Origin of the sequence: Xylophilus sp. Leaf220 (assembly GCF_001421705.1) — a bacterium.
Taxonomy (GTDB): domain Bacteria; phylum Pseudomonadota; class Gammaproteobacteria; order Burkholderiales; family Burkholderiaceae_C; genus Xylophilus.
The window spans coordinates 511506-531529 of sequence record NZ_LMKO01000001.1; the positions used below are offsets into that span (position 1 = coordinate 511506).

16 protein-coding genes are annotated in these 20024 nt (G+C 71.8%); 14 read left to right on the plus strand and 2 right to left on the minus strand.

What is annotated here, in order from left to right:
- The first annotated feature begins 6 nt into the window (after window positions 1–6).
- The 6 genes from mltB (at window position 7) to ASE76_RS20925 (ending at window position 7661) form a co-directional block, all read left to right on the plus strand.
- Window positions 7–1149 carry a lytic murein transglycosylase B gene (gene mltB, locus ASE76_RS02345; protein ID WP_369793352.1) on the plus strand — a complete coding sequence of 381 codons (1143 nt, stop codon included), beginning with the start codon at window positions 7–9 and terminating at the stop codon, window positions 1147–1149.
- A gap of 118 nt (window positions 1150–1267) precedes the next feature.
- Entirely contained in the window at window positions 1268–2038 is a 771-nt protein-coding gene (gene msrA, locus ASE76_RS02350; RefSeq protein WP_082447857.1) for a peptide-methionine (S)-S-oxide reductase MsrA, read from the plus strand.
- Between the two features lie 107 nt (window positions 2039–2145).
- Complete coding sequence (locus ASE76_RS02355; RefSeq protein ID WP_055834093.1) at window positions 2146–2373, plus strand: hypothetical protein; 228 nt, start codon at window positions 2146–2148, stop codon at window positions 2371–2373.
- 230 nt (window positions 2374–2603) lie between these two features.
- Window positions 2604–5264, plus strand: a complete 2661-nt coding sequence (locus ASE76_RS02360; RefSeq protein WP_055834095.1) for an ATP-binding protein — start codon at window positions 2604–2606, stop codon at window positions 5262–5264.
- Between the two features lie 164 nt (window positions 5265–5428).
- Window positions 5429–6805, plus strand: coding sequence for a DEAD/DEAH box helicase (locus ASE76_RS02365; protein ID WP_055834099.1), 1377 nt, complete (start codon window positions 5429–5431; stop codon window positions 6803–6805).
- A 169-nt stretch (window positions 6806–6974) separates the two neighbouring features.
- Window positions 6975–7661, plus strand: coding sequence for an IPTL-CTERM sorting domain-containing protein (locus tag ASE76_RS20925; RefSeq protein ID WP_055834102.1), 687 nt, complete (start codon window positions 6975–6977; stop codon window positions 7659–7661).
- A 50-nt stretch (window positions 7662–7711) separates the two neighbouring features.
- Here ASE76_RS20925 and ASE76_RS02375 read toward each other — a convergent pair whose 3' ends face one another.
- On the minus strand, window positions 7712–10066 hold the full coding sequence (locus ASE76_RS02375) for a penicillin-binding protein 1A (protein ID WP_055834106.1): 2355 nt from the start codon (window positions 10064–10066) through the stop codon (window positions 7712–7714).
- 125 nt (window positions 10067–10191) lie between these two features.
- On the opposite strand from ASE76_RS02375, the gene ASE76_RS02380 reads away from it, so the two are divergent.
- The 8 genes from ASE76_RS02380 to ASE76_RS02415 all read left to right on the plus strand — a co-directional run bounded on the left by ASE76_RS02380 (window position 10192) and on the right by ASE76_RS02415 (window position 18488).
- Window positions 10192–11898: an MFS transporter gene (locus ASE76_RS02380; RefSeq protein WP_055834110.1), complete on the plus strand. Its 1707-nt coding sequence runs from the start codon at window positions 10192–10194 to the stop codon at window positions 11896–11898.
- 26 nt (window positions 11899–11924) lie between these two features.
- Window positions 11925–13283, plus strand: coding sequence for an HlyD family secretion protein (locus ASE76_RS02385; RefSeq protein ID WP_236698305.1), 1359 nt, complete (start codon window positions 11925–11927; stop codon window positions 13281–13283).
- Entirely contained in the window at window positions 13280–14683 is a 1404-nt protein-coding gene (locus tag ASE76_RS02390; protein WP_055834113.1) for an efflux transporter outer membrane subunit, read from the plus strand. The genes ASE76_RS02385 and ASE76_RS02390 overlap by 4 nt, the downstream gene beginning before the upstream one ends.
- A 110-nt stretch (window positions 14684–14793) precedes the next feature.
- Window positions 14794–15288: a peptide-methionine (R)-S-oxide reductase MsrB gene (msrB, locus tag ASE76_RS02395; protein WP_055834116.1), complete on the plus strand. Its 495-nt coding sequence runs from the start codon at window positions 14794–14796 to the stop codon at window positions 15286–15288.
- A gap of 37 nt (window positions 15289–15325) precedes the next feature.
- On the plus strand, window positions 15326–15706 hold the full coding sequence (locus tag ASE76_RS02400) for a hypothetical protein (protein ID WP_082447858.1): 381 nt from the start codon (window positions 15326–15328) through the stop codon (window positions 15704–15706).
- 192 nt (window positions 15707–15898) lie between these two features.
- Entirely contained in the window at window positions 15899–16879 is a 981-nt protein-coding gene (locus ASE76_RS02405) for an aliphatic sulfonate ABC transporter substrate-binding protein (RefSeq protein WP_055834122.1), read from the plus strand.
- Window positions 16879–17748, plus strand: a complete 870-nt coding sequence (locus ASE76_RS02410) for an ABC transporter permease (RefSeq protein ID WP_082447859.1) — start codon at window positions 16879–16881, stop codon at window positions 17746–17748. Before ASE76_RS02405 ends, ASE76_RS02410 begins: the two co-directional genes overlap by 1 nt.
- Window positions 17745–18488, plus strand: a complete 744-nt coding sequence (locus tag ASE76_RS02415) for an ABC transporter ATP-binding protein (RefSeq protein WP_055834124.1) — start codon at window positions 17745–17747, stop codon at window positions 18486–18488. Before ASE76_RS02410 ends, ASE76_RS02415 begins: the two co-directional genes overlap by 4 nt.
- 5 nt (window positions 18489–18493) lie before the next feature.
- On the opposite strand, the gene ASE76_RS02420 is transcribed toward ASE76_RS02415, so the two are convergent.
- On the minus strand, window positions 18494–19975 hold the full coding sequence (locus tag ASE76_RS02420) for a diguanylate cyclase (RefSeq protein ID WP_055834129.1): 1482 nt from the start codon (window positions 19973–19975) through the stop codon (window positions 18494–18496).
- Window positions 19976–20024: the final 49 nt, after the last annotated feature.

Genomic DNA, 20024 nt, shown 5'->3' on the forward strand with positions numbered 1-20024 from the left:
CACGCCGTGCCCCTCGTTCCCCGCCCCCTGCCCCGCGACCGCCGCCCCGCGCTGCGCCGCATCGCCGCCGCCACCCTCGCCACCGGCCTGGCCGGCATCGCGGGCATCGGCCTGCCCGGCGCCGCGTCGGCACAGGCCGCGGCGCATGCCAAACCCGCGCGCCGGCCGGCCGCGCCCCCGGCGGCGCCACCCGTCTCCTACGCCGACCGGGCCGACGCGATGCAGTTCGCAGACGACCTGGCCGCCCGCCGCGACCTCGACCGCGAATGGGTCCGCCAGGCGATCGGCCAGGCGCAGTTCCTGCCCACCGTGCCGCGGCTGATGGTGCCGGCGCCGCGCGGCACCGCCAAGAACTGGCGGGTCTACCGCAGCCGCTTCATCGACCCGGTCCGCATCCGGGCCGGCGTTCGCTTCTGGCAGGAACACCGCGACACGCTGGCGCGGGCCGAGCGCATCTACGGCGTGCCGGCCGAGATCATCGTCGGCATCATCGGCGTGGAGACGGTCTACGGCCAGCAGGTGGGCACCTTCCGGGTGATGGATGCGCTCTCGACCCTGTCGTTCGACTTTCCCGCCGCCCATCCGCGCGCGGCCGAGCGCATCGCCTTCTTCCGGGGCGAGCTGGAGCAGTTCCTGAGCCTGGCCAACCGCAGCAACGTCGACCCGTTCGCTCTGCGCGGCAGCTATGCCGGGGCGATGGGACTGCCGCAGTTCATGCCGTCGAGCTGGAGCAAGTACGCGGTCGATTTCGACGGCGACGGCCGCATCGACCTGTTCGGAAGCCCGGCCGACGCGATCGGCTCGGTCGGCAGCTACTTCAAGGCCTTCGGCTGGAAGACCGGCATGCCGACGCACTACCCGGTGGCGTTCGACGCCGAGCGGCTCGACAAGGACGCGCTGCTCGCGCCCGACATCCTGCCCACCTTCAGCCCCGCCGCATTCGCCGCCAAGGGCGCGGTGCTGGACGGCGCGGCGCGCGAGCATGCCGGCCCGCTGGCGCTGGTCGAACTGCAGAACGGCGCCGACCTGCCGACCTACATCGCGGGCACCGAGAATTTCTACGTGATCACCCGCTACAACTGGTCGAGCTACTACGCGCTGTCGGTGATCGAGCTGGGCGCTGCGGTGTCGGAAGCGCTGGGGCGCTGAAACCGGCGCCGGACGGCGCGCAGTGGCCTCACCCGCCCCGGTGAACTTTGCTGCGGGGCCGCGCCTCCAACCGCGTCCCGCCTTCCGTCCGCGCCGCCCCGGTGCAGAAAGTCACGCCATGCCGCTCCCGCGCCCCGCCAAGCCCGCCACCGCCCGCCCGGCCCGCCCCGGCCTGGTCGGCTCCAAATCGCTCGTGGTCTCGGGACTGATCGCGCTGGCGGCATGGGCGTATTTCGGCGGCAGCGCCGTAGCGGCCGATAAAGGGGTGAAGCTGCCCGCGCCGACGGTCGACACCCCGCTGGTCGCCGCCGCCACGCCGGCCCGGACCGCCACCGCGGTCTTCGCCGGCGGCTGCTTCTGGGGGGTGCAGGCGGTGTTCCAGCACACGCAGGGCGTGCTCGAGGCCGTGTCGGGCTATGCCGGCGGCGCGGCCGAGACGGCGCGCTACGAGACGATCGGCAGCGGCCGCACCGGGCATGCCGAGGCGGTGAAGATCACCTACGACCCTTCCAGGATCAGCTACGGCCGGCTGCTGCAGGTGTACTTCTCGGTGGCGCACGACCCGACCCAGCTCGACCGGCAAGGGCCCGACACCGGCACCCAGTACCGCTCGGCCATCTTCTACCAGGACGCCGAACAGAAGCGCGTCGCCGAGGCCTACATCGCGCAGCTGGATGCCGCCCACGCGTTTCCGGCGCGGATCGTCACCGTGCTGTCGCCGGTGGGCCAGGGCTTCTTCCCGGCCGAGGCGTACCACCAGGACTACGCCACCCGCAACCCGCATTCGCCCTACATCGCCCGCTTCGACCTGCCGAAGCTGGCCGAGCTGCAGGCCCTGATGCCCGAGCTGTACCGCGCCACGCCGGTGCTGGTGGCGCAGGGCGGCTGAACGCAGCCGCCGGCGGGCCGCGGTTTCGCGTATCGTCGGCGGCTCGGCGCCCGCGGTGGGCGCCTCCGGCAGGCCGCTGGCGCTGCCCTTTCACACGAGGATTTCCGATGGCGCGCGCGAACGACTGGGCCCAGAAGGTGTTGGCGATCGCCCGCGGCGGCAACACCGCCGCCGCCATCGCCCAGATCAAGGTGGCCCCCACGGTCAAGGACCTGAAGACGCTGCAGAAGGATGTGGTGGCCGCCAGGCTGCTGGGCCGCTGGCCCGACCTGGACACGGCCATCGCCGACAACCTGGACGCGCTCTCGGCACCGCGGTTGCACCGTTCGCCCTGATTCCGCATCCGACAGGGCTCCAGCCGGCGATCCGCGCCGACCTCCTGCTATCATTTAAGTAGCATCCCATTTTCGGCGGTTGCACCGGGCGCACCGCCGCTCGCATGGGCGGGACAATATCCCACCCGCCGTACACCGTTGCGCAGACGACACTGCGGCACGCACGACACCCTTACCTGCCAGCGGCCCCTGCACGACGCTCGGGGCCCGTGGCATCCACAGCACGCTCCATGAACGCCACCGCTTCTTCCGAACTGCCCTACGCCGACATCTTCGTCGGCCAGGGCGAGATGGCCGACCTGATGCGCCGGCACGACTGGGCGGCCACCCCGCTCGGGCCGCCCGACCGGTGGCCCGAAGCGCTGAAGGTGGCGCTGCGGCTGATGCTCAGTTCGCGCTTCGAGATGTGGCTCGGCTGGGGCCCGGACGTGGCCTTCTTCTACAACGATGCCTACCGGCCGACGCTCGGCAACAAGCATCCCCATGCGCTGGCGGTCCCGACCCGGCTGCTGTGGTCGGAGATCTGGGAGTCGATCCGCGGCCGCATCGAGACGGTCTACCGGGACGGCACCGCCACCTGGGACCGCGCGCTGCTGCTGCTGCTCGACCGGTCTGGCTACTCGGAGGAGACCTACCACACGTTCTCCTACAGCCCCCTGCTGGGCGACAGCGGCAAGGTCGAGGGCCTCTTCTGCGCGGTCACCGAGGAGACCGACCGGGTGATCAGCGAGCGGCGGCTCGATTCGCTGCGGTTCCTGGCGTCGGGCCTGGTGGGCGCCGACACCCGCGCCCGGGTGCTGGACGCCGCCGGCGAGGCGATGGACCGCACCACCCGCGACATGCCGTTCTCGCTGCTGTATCTGTTCGACGACGCGGGCCGCGCCCACCTGCACCGTGCCGCGGGCCTGGCCGCAGGGCACCGGCTGGCGCCCGCTTGCCTGGCGGACGGCGGCGCCGACGGGCTCTGGTCGCCGCAACGCGCGCTGGCCGGCGAGGCGTCGTACATGCTGCCCCTGCCGCCGCACGAGGACCTGCCCACCGGCGCCTGGGACAGGCCCGCCGCGCAGGTCCTGGTGGTGGCCCTGGCTTCCCGGGCCGGTGCACGGCCCACCGGCTTCCTGGTCGCCGGCGTCAATCCCCACCGGGCGCTGACCGACGACTACGCGGGCTTCCTCCGTCTGCTGGCCGGGCAGGTCGCAGCAGGCCTGACCAAGGCGGATGCGCTCGAAGCCAGCGCCGCCGAGCGCGACCGCACCCGGATGCTGTTCCGCCGGGCGCCCAGCTTCATGGCGGTGCTGCGCGGGCCGGAGCACGTCTTCGAGCTGGCCAACGAGTCGTACCAGCGCCTGGTCGGCCGCGCCGACCTCGAAGGCCGCACCGTGCGCGAGGCCCTGCCCGAGCTGGCCGGCCAGGGCCTGTTCGAGCGGCTCGACCAGGTCTACCGTTCCGGCGAGGCCTTCCACGGCCGCAACCTGCAGGTGATGCTGGAGACCGCGGCCGGCGGGCCGCTGGTGGAGCACCACCTCGACTTCATCTACCAGCCGATCCTCGACGACCACGGCCTGCCGACCGGCATCTTCGTCGAGGGCTACGACGTTACCGACAAGATGCAGGCCCAGTCGGCGCTGCGCAGCTTGAACGACCAGCTGGAGAGCCGCATCGCCGAGCGCACCCGCGACCTGGCCACCGCCCTCGACCAGCTGCGCGCCGAGTCGCAGGAGCGCGAAGCGGTGGAAGAGGCGCTGCGCCAGTCCCAGAAGATGGAGGCGGTGGGCCAGCTCACCGGCGGCATCGCGCACGATTTCAACAACCTGCTGCAGGGCATCACCGGATCGCTCGACGTGCTGAAGCTGCGGCTGCAGCTGGGCCGCACCGAGAACCTCGACAAGCTGATCGCGGGCGCCATGGGCTCGGCCCAGCGCGCCGCGGGCCTGACGCACCGGCTGCTGGCCTTCTCGCGCCGGCAGCCGCTGCACCCGAAGCCGTTGCAGGTCAACCAGCTGGTCGCGCCGATGGAAGACCTGCTGCGCCGCACGATGGGCGAGAACATCCGGATCGAGCTGGTGCTGGCCGGCGGCCTCTGGACCACGCTGTGCGATGCCAACCAGCTGGAGAACGCGATCCTCAACCTGTGCATCAACGCCCGCGACGCGATGCCCGACGGCGGCATGCTGACGGTCGAGACCTCCAACGCCGCCCTGGACGACGCCTACACCCACCGCCAGCGCGACCTCAAGGCCGGCCAGTACGTCTGCGTCAGCGTGACCGACACGGGGGCCGGCATGACGGCCGACGTGCTGTCGAAGGCCTTCGATCCCTTCTACACCACCAAGCCGATCGGCCAGGGCACCGGCCTGGGCCTCTCGATGATCTACGGCTTCGTCAAGCAGTCGCAGGGCCACGTCAAGCTCTACAGCGAGCCCGGCCGCGGCACCACCGCCAAGATCTACCTGCCGCGCCACCATGGCGTGGCCGCGGGGCCGGAGCCGGTGCCGCAGCTGCGCGACGATCACCGCAGCGAGGACGGCGAGACCCTGCTGGTGGTGGAGGACGAGCCCGTCGTGCGCGCCCTGGTGCTCGACCTGCTGCAGGGCCTGGGCTACCGCACCCTGGAAGCGCCCGAAGGCGCCGCCGCCCTGCGCATCCTGCAGGGCCCGCAGCGGGTCGACCTGCTGGTGACCGACGTGGGCCTGCCCGGCATGAACGGCCGGCAGCTCTACGACGCGGCCGTCGCCACCCGGCCCGGCCTCAAGGTGCTCTTCATGACCGGCTACGCCGAGAATGCGACCCTGGCCAACGGATTCCTGCAGCCGGGCATGGAGATGATCACCAAGCCCTTCGCCATGGAAAAGCTGGCCACCAAGATCCTCAAGATGCTGGGGAAGATGTGAGAGAACCTACTGCGCAGCCCGATTGAGCGCCTGCGGTCCTCACCGTACTGCAGTACGGCTCCGGTCCTCGGCGCACACTCGGGCTTGCTCGCTACGGTTCTTTCACATCTTCCGTTGCGGCTGAGACGCTCGTCTGTTTACGCATTCCTTTCAAGAAATTTTCCATGTCCTTCGACGCTCTCGGCCTGTCCGCCTCTCTCGCCCATGCGGCCAGCACCCGGGGGTTCGGCGAACCCACGCCGATCCAGGCGGCCGCGATCCCGGCGGTGCTGCAGGGGCGGGACGTGCTGGGCATCGCGCAGACCGGGTCGGGCAAGACGGCGGCGTTCGGCCTGCCCCTGTTGCAGATGCTGCAGGACGCGCGGGGCCGCTATCCGCAGGAGGCGCCGCTGCGGTTGCGCGGCCTGGTGCTGGTACCGACGCGCGAACTGGCGGTGCAGGTGGGCGACGTGCTGCGCGGCCTGGCGCACGGGCTGCCGCACCGCACCAAGATCGTGGTGGCCGTGGGCGGCGTGTCGGCCAACCCGCAGATGATGGCGCTGCGCGGCGGCGCCGACCTGCTGGTCGCCACACCGGGCCGCCTGCTCGACCTGCTGGAGCAGAAGGCCCTGCGGCTCGACGCGGTGGTCACCCTGGTGCTGGACGAGGCCGACCGGCTGCTCGACCTGGGCTTCGCCGAAGAACTGCAGCGCATCCTGGCGCTGCTGCCGGCCGTGCGGCAGAACCTGTTCTTCTCCGCCACCTTCCCGAAGGAGGTCGATGCGCTGGCCGCCGCCCTCCTGCGCGAGCCGTTGCGGGTCGAGATCGTGCCCGCGCCCGGCAGCGCGCCGGCCATCGTGCAGCGCGCCATCCAGGTCGACGCCTCGCGGCGCACCCAGTTGTTGCGCCACCTGGCGAAGCAGGAAGGCTGGGGCCGCGCCCTCGTCTTCGTCGCCACCAAGTACGCCGCCGAGACGGTCGCCGACAAGCTCTACAAGAACGGCGTCTTCGCCACCGCGTTCCACGGCGACCTGAGCCAGGGCGCCCGCAGCCAGGTGCTGGCCGAGCTAAAGGCCGAGCGCTGGGACCTGGTCGTCACCACCGACCTGGCCGCCCGCGGCATCGACATCGCCCAGTTGCCGGTGGTCGTCAACTACGACCTGCCGCGCTCGGCCGTCGACTACGTGCACCGCATCGGCCGCACCGGCCGCGCGGGCGAGAACGGCCTGGCGGTGAGCTTCGTCAGCGCGGAGACGGAAGCGCACTTCCGCCTGATCGAGAAGCGCCAGGGGCAGCCGGTGCCGCGGGAGCAGGTGGCGGGGTTCGAGCCGGGGGAGGTGGCGCTGCCAAGCGCACCGGAAGGCGCCGGCCCGCGCGACCCGGCGGCACCGGGCAACGGTGGCGTGAAGGGGAAGCGCCCGAGCAAGAAGGACAAGTTGCGGGCCGCGGCTGCGGCGTCATCCGGTGCGGATGGCGACAGCGACGAGCCGGCGAAGGACGACTCCGCCGACGACGGCGGGTACGCGCCGAGTGCGGAGCGTTCGGCGCGGAACGCCAGGTGAATACGTCCAGGAACGCGGGAGCAGATCGTCTTTTGCTATAGTTTTAATAGCACACGGCCGGCGCTGAAAGCGGATTTGCATGGTGCCAGGCCGCCTATCGCCCGGCGCCTCAATCAAGCTTTGCATGCAAGATAATTACGGTTATTACTTTAATTGACACTTGCACCCTATGAACATCCGGTCCGCACTCACCATTGCCGGCCTCGTCGCCGCCTCGACCGCCGCCCATGCCGTGACGTACAACGCGGCCTCTTCCGCTTACAACTCCACTGGGCCGTTCACCGTGTGCGACGGCGGCACGTGCCAGAACTACAGCACGGCGATGCAGATCACCGGCTTTTTCGAAACGGCCGCGCCCCTCCCAGCGAATCTGAACAACGCCGGCATCAGCGGCCTGGTCACCAACTACAGCTTCAACGACGGTATCGAGGCCTACCAGGCCGTTTCGCTGAATACGCGCAAGTTCCAGTTCAGTGCCACCACCAACGGCTCCGGCGTGCTGACGCAGGCCAACATCTTCGTGGAGAAATGGCTGTCCGGCGCCGCTCCACACGCGGTCAACGACCGGCTTGCGTATCTCCTCATGACCACCGGCGCATCCCAAGCGACTCGCAACGAACGCTGCACCACCATCGGCACCAGCCCGGCCGGCGCGCCCGATTCCTGCACCGGCTTCGCCGGCGCTTCCGGCAGATCGACCGCCACCGGATCGGGTGTGAACTTCGTCGCGGCCGCAGCGCCCGCGGCCGGCGGCGTGGCATCGATTCCTACCGTCACCGAGTGGGGCCTGATCCTGATGTCCGCAGCGCTCGCGCTGATCGGCCTCGCCACGCTTCGCCGCAGGACGGGCATCTGAGCGGGCGGGGCGGCGCCGAGGCCGCCCAGCGCAGCGCCGAATGCAAAGCCCTAGAACTCGTTCTCCCGCGGCGCGTTCGACGGCACCACCACCGCCGGCTCCGGCCCCAGCAACGGGCCGATGTTCTGCCGCGGTGACTGATCCCGCGGCGACTGTTCGGCGGGCGCGGCGTTCACCTCCACCGGGGCTACCGGGCGGCTGCCCATCTGCGGATCTGCCGCCACGCCCATCGGCCCTTCGCCGGTGCCGGCAGGCGGCCAGGCGCCGTTGCCGATCTGCTCGGGCGTCAGCGGCACCGGCTCGGCCGGTACGGCGGGCGGCGCGCGGGGCGCGTCCAGCACCGCGTCGCCGTCGAGGGCCTTGGCGCGAAGGGAGGCCTGCATGAAGTCGCCCACGATCGGCAACGCGCTGCGGGCGCCCTGACCCCACGAGTCGGCCATGGTGATGCGGCTGTCGTTGAAGCCGACCCAGGCGCCCATCACCAGCGTCGGGTGGATCAGCATGAACCAGCCGTCGGTGTTGTCCTGGGTGGTGCCGGTCTTGCCGGCGACGTCGCCGCGCACGCCCCAGCGCGAGCGGATCGCGCCGCCGGTGCCCTGGTCGACCACGCCGCGCATCGCATCCAGCAGCGTCTGGGCGGCGGCCTGGGCCAGGGCCGGCTCGGGCACCGCGGGCTGGAACTGCTCCAGCACCTGACCGTTGCGGTCCTCGATCCGGTCGACCAGCATCGGCTCGATGTAGTTGCCGCCGTTGGCGATGCTGCCGTAGGAGGCGACCATTTCCTTCAACGTCACCGGGCTGGTGCCCAGCGCCAGGGACAGCACCTCGTCCAGCTTGCTCTGGCGCACGCCCATCGCCCGCGCGGTCTGCGCGACGTTGGCCGCGCCGACCCGCGCCATCAGCTGCGCGGTGATCGTGTTCTTCGAGTACGCCAAGCCGTCGCGCAGCGTCATCGGCTGGTAGCTGGGCTCGCCGCCGTCGCTGGGCCGCCAGATCTGGCCGCCGCCCAGATCGATCTCGACCGGCGAGTCCATCAGCGTCTCGTTGGGGCCGATGCCCTGGGCGAAGGCGGTGCCGTAGACGAAGGGCTTGAAGGTCGATCCGGGCTGGCGGCGGGCCTGGGCGACGTGGTCGAACTGGTCCTCCTCGAAGCCGCGGCTGCCCACCCAGGCGCGCACCTGGCCGTTGCGCGGGTCCAGCGCCATGAAGCCGGCCTGCAGGCGGGATTTGTCTTCGCGCAGGGCCTGCATCGCGTCGGCGTCGGCCAGCACCTGCTTGATGGCCGCCGCGTCGTCGGCACCGGCTTCGCGGGCGGCCTTGTAGGGCGCGCTGTCGCGCAGCACCGCCTGCACCACCGGCTTGTTCGCGGTCCAGGCGCGGGGGCCCCACATCGCGGTGGCCGACTTCTGCAGCTGGTCGGTCTGGCGCTGCACCGCGCGGTTGGCGAAATCCTGCAGCTTCGAATCGATGGTCGTGCGCACCTGCAGGCCGTCGGTGCCGATGTCGTAGCCGTTGCGGTCGGTCCAGTCGATCAGCCAGCGGCGCAACTGGCGGGCCAGGTGCGGCGCGGGGCCGACCGCCTCGGTCTGGCGCTCGAAATCGACCTTCAGCGGCTGCTTCTGCAGCGCGGCCAGTTGCTCCGGCTGCAGGTGGTCGCGCTTGGCCATCTGGGCGAGCACGGTGTTGCGCCGTTCGGTCGCCCGCTGCGGGTTGGTGACCGGGTTGTAGTAGCTGGTGCCCTTCAGCATGCCGACCAGGGTGGCGCTCTGCAGCGGATCGAGCGTGGCGGCCGAGGTGTCGAAGTAGGTGCGCGCCGCCATCTCGATGCCGGTGGCGTTGTAGAGGAAAGGCACGGTGTTGAGGTAGGTCTCCAGGATCTCGTCCTTGGAGTAGGCGGCCTCGATCTTCAGCGCGGTGATCGCCTCCTTGGCCTTGCGGTTGAGGCTGCGGGCGCGGCCGATCTCCTCCGGGTAGAGGTTGCGCGCCAGTTGCTGGGTGATGGTGGAGCCGCCCTGCAGGTCGCCGCTGACCGAGCGGAACACCGCGGCCACGGTGCGCTTGGGGTCGATGCCGTGGTGGTCGTAGAAGCGGTGGTCCTCGGTGGAGATGAGCGCGGCGACCACGTGCGGCGACACCTTGGCCAGCGGCACCCATTCGCGGTTGGCCCGCCGGAACTCGGCCAGCACCTTGCCGTCGGCCGACAGCAGCACCGCCGGCCGCTCGTCGCGCGCCTTGCGGATGTCGCCGATGCTGGGGGTGAACGGGATCAGCAGCAGCACGTAGAGCAGCACCAGCGCGGGCAGCAGGGCCAGGCTGATCCACGGATGCCGGCGCACGGCCAGCGCGGCGCGCCCTGCGACGGCGGCCAGCGCCGCCCACGAGCGGGAGAGGGGGTTGTTTTTCACGGGCGCATCTTAGGCGTGCCAGGTAACGGAGATGTAAGGCACGCGGTGCCGGCCGGCGCCGCATGCGGGCGCGGACGGGGATTTGGTTTCACGCCGGCCGCCGTCTTCGACTAGATTGGCCGGCTATGCCCCGCCCCCCGGCCCCCGCCCCGGCCGCCTACGAATTCAAGCCCCACGAGCGCGCCGCGATGCCCGGCTCGCCGGCCACGCCCGACCATCCCACCGCGCGGCGGGTGGCGTATTTCGCGGCCGGCATCCTGCTGGGGCTGACCGGCGGTTTCGGCAACGCGCTGATCACCGCCAACCTGGCCAACATCCAGGGCGCGCTGGGCATCTACAGCAACGAGGCGACCTGGCTCACCACCGCCTACCTGATGACCAGCATCTGCATGAACATGCTGCTGATCAAGTTCCGCCAGCAGTTCGGCCTGGGGCTGTTCATCCGCATCTTCCTGGGTGCCTACGTGGCCCTCACCTTTTGCCACCTGCTCGCGCACAGCTATGCCACCGCGGTGGCGGTGCGGGCGGCCAGCGGCATCGCGGGCGGGGCGCTCAGCACGCTGACGCTCTTCTATTTCATCCAGTCGATGCCGGCCAGGTGGCGCCTGCGCGGCATCGTGCTGGGCGTGGGCGTGCCGCAACTCGCGACGCCGCTGGCGCGGCTCTTCTCGTCGGACCTGCTGTCCTTCGGCGCCTGGAACACGCTCTACCTGTTCGAGATGGGCCTGGCCCTGCTGTCGCTCGCCGCGGTGATGCTGGTGCGGCTGCCGCCCAACGAGCGCTTCCAGTCGTTCGAGAAGCTCGACCTGCTCACCTTCGCCCTCTTCGCGCCGGGCATGGCCCTGCTCTGCGCGGTGCTGGCCCAGGGCCGCATCGTCTGGTGGACCGAGGCCGCGTGGCTGGGCTGGGCGCTGTGCGGTGCGATCGTGCTGCTGGCCGCGGCGATGCTGGTGGAGCACAACCGCGCCAATCCGCTGCTCAACACCCGCTGGATGGGCAGCGGCGACATCCTGCGCTTCGCACTCGTCGCCACGCTGCTGCGGCTGCTGCTGTCGGAGCAGACCTTCGGCTCGGTCGGGCTGCTGACCGCGCTCGGCATGGGCAACGACCAGCTGGTCAGCCTGTTCGCGGTGATCGCGGTGGCGACGGCCGCGGGCATCGCTGTCAGCGCGCTCACCATCGACCCGGAGCACCTGGGCCGGCCGATCCTCGCGGCGATGGTGCTGATCGCCGTCGGCAGCTTCATGGATGCGGACGCCACCAACCTCACCCGGCCGCGCGACCTGTACCTGAGCCAGGCGCTGCTGGGCTTCGCCGCCACGCTCTTCATGGGGCCGGCGCTGCTGGTGGGGCTGACCCGGGCGCTGCGCAAGGGGCCGTCGCACCTGGTCAGCTTCTCGGCGCTGTTCAGCATCACCCAAAGCCTGGGCGGGCTGGCGGGCGGCGCGTTGCTGGGCAGCTTCCAGATCGTGCGCGAGAAATTCCATTCCAACCTGCTGGTGCAGGGCATCACCCTGGCCGACCCGCTGGACGCCGCGCGGGTCGCCGCCGGTGCGGGCGCCTATGGCCGGGTGCTCGGCGACGGCACGCTGCGCCAGGCCGAAGGCGCGGTGCTGCTGGCCCAGCAGGCCACGCGCGAGGCCAACGTGCTCGCCTTCAACGACGTGTTCCTTTTGACCGGCGTGGCCGCCTGCGCCACCGTCGCCTGGATCGGCTGGCTGATGCTGCGCCAGCGCGCGCGCGACCGCGCCGCCGCCGCGGCGCAGCCGGCAGCCGTGCCCGCGGTACCCGCCGCAACGCCGCCCACCCCTCTACCGAAGACCTCCGCATGAACGCGCCCCGGCCCCCGATTCCGTCCATGCCCGCGGGCACTCCGCCGCAAGAACCGGAAGACCACACCCGGCTGGAAGAGCCGGCCGAAGCCCCGGCCGACCAGGCCGCCGCCGCGCACGACGACATGCCGGTGGAAGCGGCGGCACCGGCGCCGGTGCCTCCACCCCCGCCCGCGTCGCCGGTGGCCGCGCCCGCCCCCGTGGCGGCGGCGCCCACCGGCTGGGCACCTCCCCGCGCAGGGCTGACCGGTACCGTCGCCACCATCGTCCTGGCGCTCGCCGGCGTGCTGGTGGTGCTCTACGCCTGGCGGCTGCCGCCCTTCACCACCGCGTTGCAGAGCACCGACAACGCCTACGTGCGCGGCCAGACCACCATCGTCAGCCCGCAGACCAGCGGCTACGTGGCCGAGGTGCCGGTGCAGGATTTCCAGACGGTCGAGGCCGGCCAGGTGCTGGTGAGGATCGACGACCGCATCTACCGCCAGCGGGTGGAACAGGCGCAGGCCACGCTGGCGGGCCAGATCGCCGCGCTCGACAACTCGGCCCAAACCCGCCGCTCGCGCGAAGCCACCGTGGCCTCGCAGGTGGCGGCGGTCGGCAACGCCCGCGCCCAGCTGGCCCGCGCCCGGGCCGACCTGCAGCGGGTCGACGCGCTGGTGGCCGACGGCTCGGTCTCGCTGCGCGAACGCGACCAGACGGTGGCCGCGCTGCGCCAGGCCGAGGCCGCGGTGGAGCAGGCCCACGCAGCCGGCGAGATCGCGCGGCAGGACGTGCGCGCCGTCACCGTCGGACGGGCCGGTCTGGAGGCGGGCGTGGAAGGTGCCCGCGCCGCGCTGGCACTGGCCGAGATCGACCTGGCCAACACGGTGGTGCGGGCGCCGCGCGCCGGCCAGCTGAGCGAGGTGGGCGTGCGCGCCGGCCAGTACGTCACCGCCGGCACGCAGTTGATGTTCCTGGTGCCGGCGCGGCTCTGGATCATCGCCAACTACAAGGAGGCGCAGACCGCCGCGATGGCGCCCGGCCAGCCGGTGCGCTTCCGGGTCGATGCGCTCGACCGGGCCGAGCTGACCGGTCGGGTCGAGCAGCTGGCACCCGCCGCCGGCTCGGAGTTCGCGGTACTGAAGGCCGACAACGCCACCGGCAACTTCGTGAAGGTGGCCCAGCGCATCGCGGTGCGGATCGCGATCGACCCCGGCCAGCCGCTGGCGGCCCGCCTGCGGCCGGGCATGTCGGTGGAGACGATGGTCGATACCGCCGGCGGGCCGCGCACGGCCCCGGCGCCCGCCAACGGCAGCGCAGCGGAGCCAGGCGCTTCCGCCGGGACGCCCGGCACCGGCGCGGCCCCGCCGCCCGCTGCCGTGCCGGCATCGGGGGCCGCGCGGTGAAGCGACAGTCCGTCGTGGCGGTCGCGGCCGCCGCCGTGCTGGCCGCCTGTGCCGGCCCCGCCGCTCCGCCGGTGCCGCCCGATGCCGCGGTGCACCCGCCGGCCGCCTGGCGCAATACCGGCGACAGCCCCGCGGTGCCGGCCGATCCTGCCTGGTGGCGGGCCTTCGGCGACCCGGTGCTGTCGCGGCTGGTCGAAGAGGCCCTGGCCCGCAACACCGACATCGCCGCGGCCGCCGCCCGCGTGGCAGAGGCGCGGGCGCAGGAAGCGCTGGCGCAGGCGCAGCGCGCACCGCAGCTCGACCTGGGCGCCACGGCCACCCGGGCCCGCAGCCGCAGCGCGGTGACCGGGCAGCCGGTCGAATCGACCACCGCCCAGCCGCAGTTCCAGGCCGCCTACGAGGTCGACCTTTTCGGCCGGCTGGCCGATCTGCAGGCGGCGGCACGCGCAGGCTACCTGGCCAGCGCCACCGCCCGCGACGCGGCCCGGCTCGGCGTGGCCGGCGCCACCGCCAGCGGCTACATCACCCTGCGCAGCCTGGACGCGCGGGTCGAGGTGGCCCGCCAGACGCTCGCCGCCCGGTCCGACGCCTTGCGGCTGGCCCGCTCGCGGGCCGAGGCAGGCTACACCTCGCAGCTCGAGCTGCGCCAGGCGCAGGCCGAATACGAGGCCGCGGCGCAACTGCTGCCCCAGTTGGGCCTGGCCGTCGCGCGGCAGGAGAACGCGCTGCGCCTGCTGCTGGGCGAGGCACCGGGCGACATCCCGCGCGGCGCGCCGCTGCTGGCCATGGCGCCGCCCCGGGTGCCGGCCGGCCTGCCCGCCGACCTGCTGCGCCAGCGCCCCGACCTGGCCCAGGCCGAGTACACCCTGGCCGCCAGCGACGCCAACCTGTCGGTCGCCCGCAAGCAGTTCCTGCCGCAGGTGCGGCTCTCGGGCACCGCCGGCCTGCTGCTGGTCAACTCCCTGCAGGACCCGACCACGCTCTGGACTCTGGGCGGCAGCGTGCTGGCGCCGATCTTCAGCGGCGGCCGCCTGCAGGCCCAATTCGACACCGCCGCCGCGCGGCGCGACCAGGCCGCCTACGCCTACCGCAAGGCCGCCCTGACCGCCTTTCGCGAGGTGGAAGACGCGCTGGCCGGCACGTCCCGCCTGGCCGAGCAGGCCGACAGCCTGCAGCGCCAGCGCGACCTGCTGGCCGAGACGCTGCGCCTGGCCACCAACCGCTACCGCGCCGGCTACGCCGGCTACCTGGAACAGCTCGACGCCCAGCGCGGCCTGCTGGGGGCCGAGCTGACGCTGCTGCAGACCCGCGCCGACCAGCTGAATGCGGCGGTGGCCCTGTACCAGGCTCTGGGCGGCGGCTGGGCACCGCCGTCGGTCGAAGCGCCGCCGCCGCGATGACCGGGGCCGGACATGCCGGCTGTCGCCCGACGTGCGGCACGGCCCGCCACATCCGACGGCCCGCCGGGCGCGTAAGACAGGCAACCGATCCTTTCGCCAAACTTACCGACATGACCACCCGACGCCAGCACCTCTTCTCCCTCGGCGGCCTCTTCGGCGCCCTGGTCGGCATTCCCGGCCTGATGGCGGCCTCCTCCGCGCATGCCTCCCGCCTCTACGAGGTGGTGCTGAGCGAGGCCGAATGGAAAAAACGGCTGAGCGCCGACCAGTACGCGGTGCTGCGCCGCAGCGGCACCGAGCGGCCCTACACCAGCCCGCTCAACAAGGAAAAGCGCGCCGGCATCTTCCACTGCGCCGGCTGCGAACGGCCGCTGTTCTCATCCACCGCCAAGTTCGAAAGCGGCACCGGCTGGCCCAGCTTCTGGCAGCCGCTGGCCGCCGATGCGGTGCACGAGGAAAGCGACACCAGCTTCGGCATGCGCCGCGTCGAGGTCGCCTGCCAGGGATGCGGAGGCCACCTGGGCCATGTGTTCGACGACGGCCCCAAGCCCACCGGCCTGCGCTACTGCATGAACGGCGTGGCGATGAAGTTCCAGCCCGCATGACGCCGCGGCCGGTGCGCATCCTGCCAGGCGCCTGCCGATGAGCCGCGGCCGCACCGCGGGCGTGGCCTTCGTGTTCCTCTGGTTCTTCCTGGGCGGCATCGCGCACTTCGTCTTCACCGAGGCCGAGATGCGCATCGTGCCGCCGTGGATGCCCTGGCCGCGCGAGGCGGTGCTCTGGTCCGGCGTGGCCGAGCTGGCGGGCGCCGCCGGCCTGCTCTGGCGCCCGACCCGGCGGGCCGCCGGCTGGGGCCTGGCGGCGCTGACGCTGGCGGTGACGCCGGCCCATCTCTACATGCTGCAGGCGCCGGAGCTGTTCCCGGGCGTGCCGTACTGGGCGCTGGTGCTGCGGCTGCCGGTGCAGGTGGCGCTGCTGGCCCTGATCGTGTGGGCCACGCGGCCACCGAAAGCGCGTTTTTGAAAGAAAAGTAGCCGGAGCCGGCGTCCTTCGACGACCTTCAGCTATCAAAAACGTAGCAGACGACCGATCCGCGCCTCGGCACCTGCGCCGGCCTCGCCCGCCGATAAGCGGATAAGCAAGCGCGTTTTCGTTCGTTCGGCCGGCGGCGGGCGGCTTCGATACTGCAGGCCCTTCCGCTCGACACCGCCTGCCATGCAACGCCGTTCCCTGCTCGCCGCCGCCGGCGCAGCCGCCCTCGCCGCCCCGCTCGCCCGTGCGCAGCAGGAATCCCTGAAAGAACTGCGGCTCGACTTCGCCTACTACTCGCCGACCAGCCTGGTGTTGCGCCGTTTCGGCTGGCTGGAAGAGGCCTTCGCCGCGGACAAGACCGGCGTGAAGTGGGTGCTGAGTGCCGGCAGCAACCGGGCGCTGGAGTACCTGAACGCCGGCAGCATCGACATCGGCTCCTCCGCCGGCCTGGCAGCGCTGCTGGCGCGCGCCAACGGCAACCCGATCCGCACCCCGTACATCTTCTCGCGCCCCGAATGGACGGCGCTGGTGGTCGGCCGCGATTCCCCGATCAAGAGCCTGCAGGACCTGAAGGGCAAGAAGATCGCCGCCACCAAGGGCACCGATCCGTTCCTGTTCCTGCTGCGCTCGCTGCAGGTCGCGGGCCTGCGCCGCAACGACGTCGAGATCGTCTCGCTCCAGCATGCCGACGGCCGCACCGCGCTGGAGCAGGGCCGGGTCGATGCCTGGGCCGGGCTCGATCCGCTGATGGCGGCGAGCGAGCTGGATGCGGGCTCGCGCCTCGTCTACCGCAACGTGGGCTTCAACACCTACGGCTTCCTGAACGTGCGGGAGGATTTTCAGAAGCGCCACCCCGAGGCGCTGCGCCGGGTGATCACCGCCTACGAGCGCGCCCGCAAATGGACCCAGGCCAACACTACCGAGGCCGCGAAGATCCTGTCGGAAGAGGCCAAGGTGAGCCTGCAGGTCGCCCTGCTGCAACTGAAGCTGCGCACCGACCTGGGCCAGCCGCAGCCGTCGCAGGAACACATCGCCGCGCTGCAGGCCGCCGCGCCGATCCTGCTGAGCGAAGGCCTGGTCAGGCCCGGCACGCCGCTGGCCACCGTGGTGACCGACCTGGTCGACACCCGTTTCGCGCAGGACCTGCTGCGCCCTGCGGCCTGATGGCCGCCGATCCCCGCCAGGTTCCCGGCTTCGGCCTGCCGGCCGCCACCCGCGCGCCGGACGGGCCGGAGCGCCCGCGCCGCCGAAGCATCGGCCCCGCAGGCCTCGGCCTGGTGCTGCCGGCCGCGTTGCTGCTGGTCTGGGAGCTGGCGGTGCAGGCCGGCTGGCTCAGCGCGCGGCTGCTGCCGGCGCCGAGCGAAATCGCGCAGACGCTGGTGTCGTTCGGCGCGCGGGGACTGGCGGCCCACGTGGCGGCCAGCACCGCCCGGGTGGCGGTGGGCTTCGCGATCGGCGCGTCGCTGGCGGTCGTCATCGGCGCGGTGGTGGGCCTGTCGCGCCGCGGCGAGGCACTGCTGGACCCGAGCTTCCAGGCGCTGCGGGCGATCCCGTCGCTCGCCTGGGTGCCGCTGCTGCTGCTGTGGCTGGGCATCGACGAGTCGCCCAAGGTGGCGCTGATCGCCATCGGTGCCTTCTTTCCGGTGTACATGGGCGTGTCGTCGGGCTTCCGAGACGTCGACCGCAAGCTGGTCGAGGTGGCGCGGATGTACCGACTGCACGGCGTCGCCCTGGTGCGCCGGGTGCTGCTGCCGGCCGCCCTGCCCGCGGTGCTGACCGGCCTGCGCAACGGCCTGAGCCTGGCCTGGATGTTCATGGTGGCCGCCGAGCTGATCGCCACGACCGACGGCCTGGGCTACCTGCTGACCGACGGCCGCGAAACCGGCCGCGCCGACATCGTGCTGGGCGCGATCGTGCTGCTGGCCCTCCTCGGCAAACTCACCGACACCGGCATGCAGCGGCTGGAGCGCCGCTGGCTGGCCTGGCGCGACAGCTTCGGCCGCGCGCCTGGCCCCGCCGGCGGCCCGCCATGAGCGCCGTCGCGCCGCTGCTCGAGGTGGACATCCGCCGCAAGGCGTTCGACGGCCGCGCCGTGCTGCAGGACCTGCGGATGCGGCTGGCCGCCGGCGAGAGCGTCGGCCTGGTCGGCGCCAGCGGCTGCGGCAAGAGCACCCTGCTGCGCATCGTGGCGGGGCTCGACACCGACTACGACGGCACGGTGCGCATCGACGGACAGCCGCGGCGGGAGATCGGGGGCGACGTGGCCTTCGTCTTCCAGGAGCCGCGGCTCTTTCCCTGGCTCACCGTGGCCGAGAACGTCGGCTTCGACCTGGGCCGCGCCGGTCGGCACGACCCGCGGGTGGAGGCGCTGCTGGCCGAGGTGGGCTTGGCCGGCTACGGCGCCCGGTTGCCCAGGCAACTGTCGGGCGGCCAGGCCCAGCGCGTGGCGATCGCCCGGGCCCTGTTGGGCGCGCCCCGCCTGCTGCTGCTGGACGAGCCGTTTTCCGCCGTCGACGCCTTCACCCGCATCCGGCTGCAGGAGCTGCTGGAACGTCTGGCGCGCCGACACGGCGCGGCGCTGCTGCTGGTGACGCACGACGTGGAAGAAGCCGTTCTGCTCTGCGACCGGGTACTGGTGCTGGACACCGAGGCCGGCGCGCCCGTGCGGGATACGGCGGTGCCGCTGCCTCGGCCACGCGACCGGGAGGGTGCCGCGGTAGCGGCGCTGCGCGGCCAGGTGCTGGAGGCGTTGCGCACCGTGCAGGCGCTCTGACGGTGTCAGACCGCCGGCTCCGACACCGGCGCACCTTCCGGCTGCGTGGCCTCGTCCCGCGCGAAGGCGAAGCCGGTGCCGCCCTGCTTGGCCGCGTACATCGCCTCGTCGGCCAGGTGCAACAGGGTCTCGTTGACCCGGCTGTCGTGCGGTGCCATGGCGATGCCGATGCTCACGCCCACGTCCACCCGGGTACCGTTCGCCAACCCGATCGGCCGCCGCACGCTCTCGACGATCTGCGCCGCGATCTCGCCGGCCCGCTGGCGGTCGTCGGTGATCAGCAGCAGCGCGAACTCGTCGCCGCCCAGCCGGGCCACCGTGTCCGAGTTGCGGATCGAATGGTGGATGCGCTTGGCGGCCACCTGCAACACCTGGTCGCCCGCCGCGTGGCCCAGGGTGTCGTTCACCGCCTTGAACTTGTTCAGGTCCATCACCATCACGCAATAGCCACGGCCGAGCGTCTTCAGGTTCTGCGCGGCGGTGTGCAGGTTCAGCTCGAACAGGCGCCGGTTGGCGAGCTTCGTCAGCCCGTCCTGGAACACCACCGTCTCCAGCGGCGCCACGATCCGGTGCGTCACCCGGTACACCGCGAAGACCGACAGCAGCGCGCTCAGGAGCACGAAGGTGCCGGTCAATCGCTCCAGCTGGCTGAACGGCCCGATCACCGGCCGGAACGACTTGCCCACCAGCGCCACCACGCTGGACGGGTCGGCGGCACCGCCGAGGTTCAGCGTCAGCATGCGAAAGTTCTCGTCCTGTGCACGCAAGGTCCAGAAGCCCTCGGGCGCCTGTTCGATCTGGGTGCGGGTGGTCGCCTGCACCTGGGGGTCGAGCGACGAGGCATGCACCCGCCAACTGCCGTCGGCGATGCGCGACATGAAGACGAAATCCAGGTTGGTCATCTGCTTCAACTGGACGGCTGCGGCATCGTCGATCTCGAACGCGAGGATCAGCCGGGCCGTGGGCATCGGGGTGCGCACCGTGGCCTGGATCCACTGGTAGAGCACGCTGTGCTGCGCGTCCACCTGCAGCGGCAGCAACCGCGATCGACGCACGTCGCCCTCGCCGACCTTGGCGGCCAGCACGTCGCTGCGCAGCACGCCGAAATCGGCCGGCACCAGCGACCGTTCGGAGGCCGAACGGGCCAACACCTCGCCGCGCAGGTCCGACAGCACCACCAGGTTGGCGCCCATGCGCAGCATCTGGTTCTTGAGCGCCGACTCGACCGTCGGCTGGTGGGTGTTGGTGACCGCCTCGCGAAAACCGAAATCCTTCGCCACCAGGTCGGTCGCCTGGGAGAGATACTGGGTGCGCTGGGCCAGGGCGAACTGGAACACCTGCGCGCCGGAGCCCAGCTCGTTGTCGAGCGTGTCCATTGCGATGCTGCGGTTGGCATAGCGCATCGACACGAAAGCTGCCACCTGGAACGCCACCAGCAAGGGCACCAGGAAGAAGATCAGTCGCTTTTCCGAAGTCTGGATCTTCATGGGCCATATTTTAGCCCGGGTTATAAGATTTTCGCTTTCGGGGCTTTCG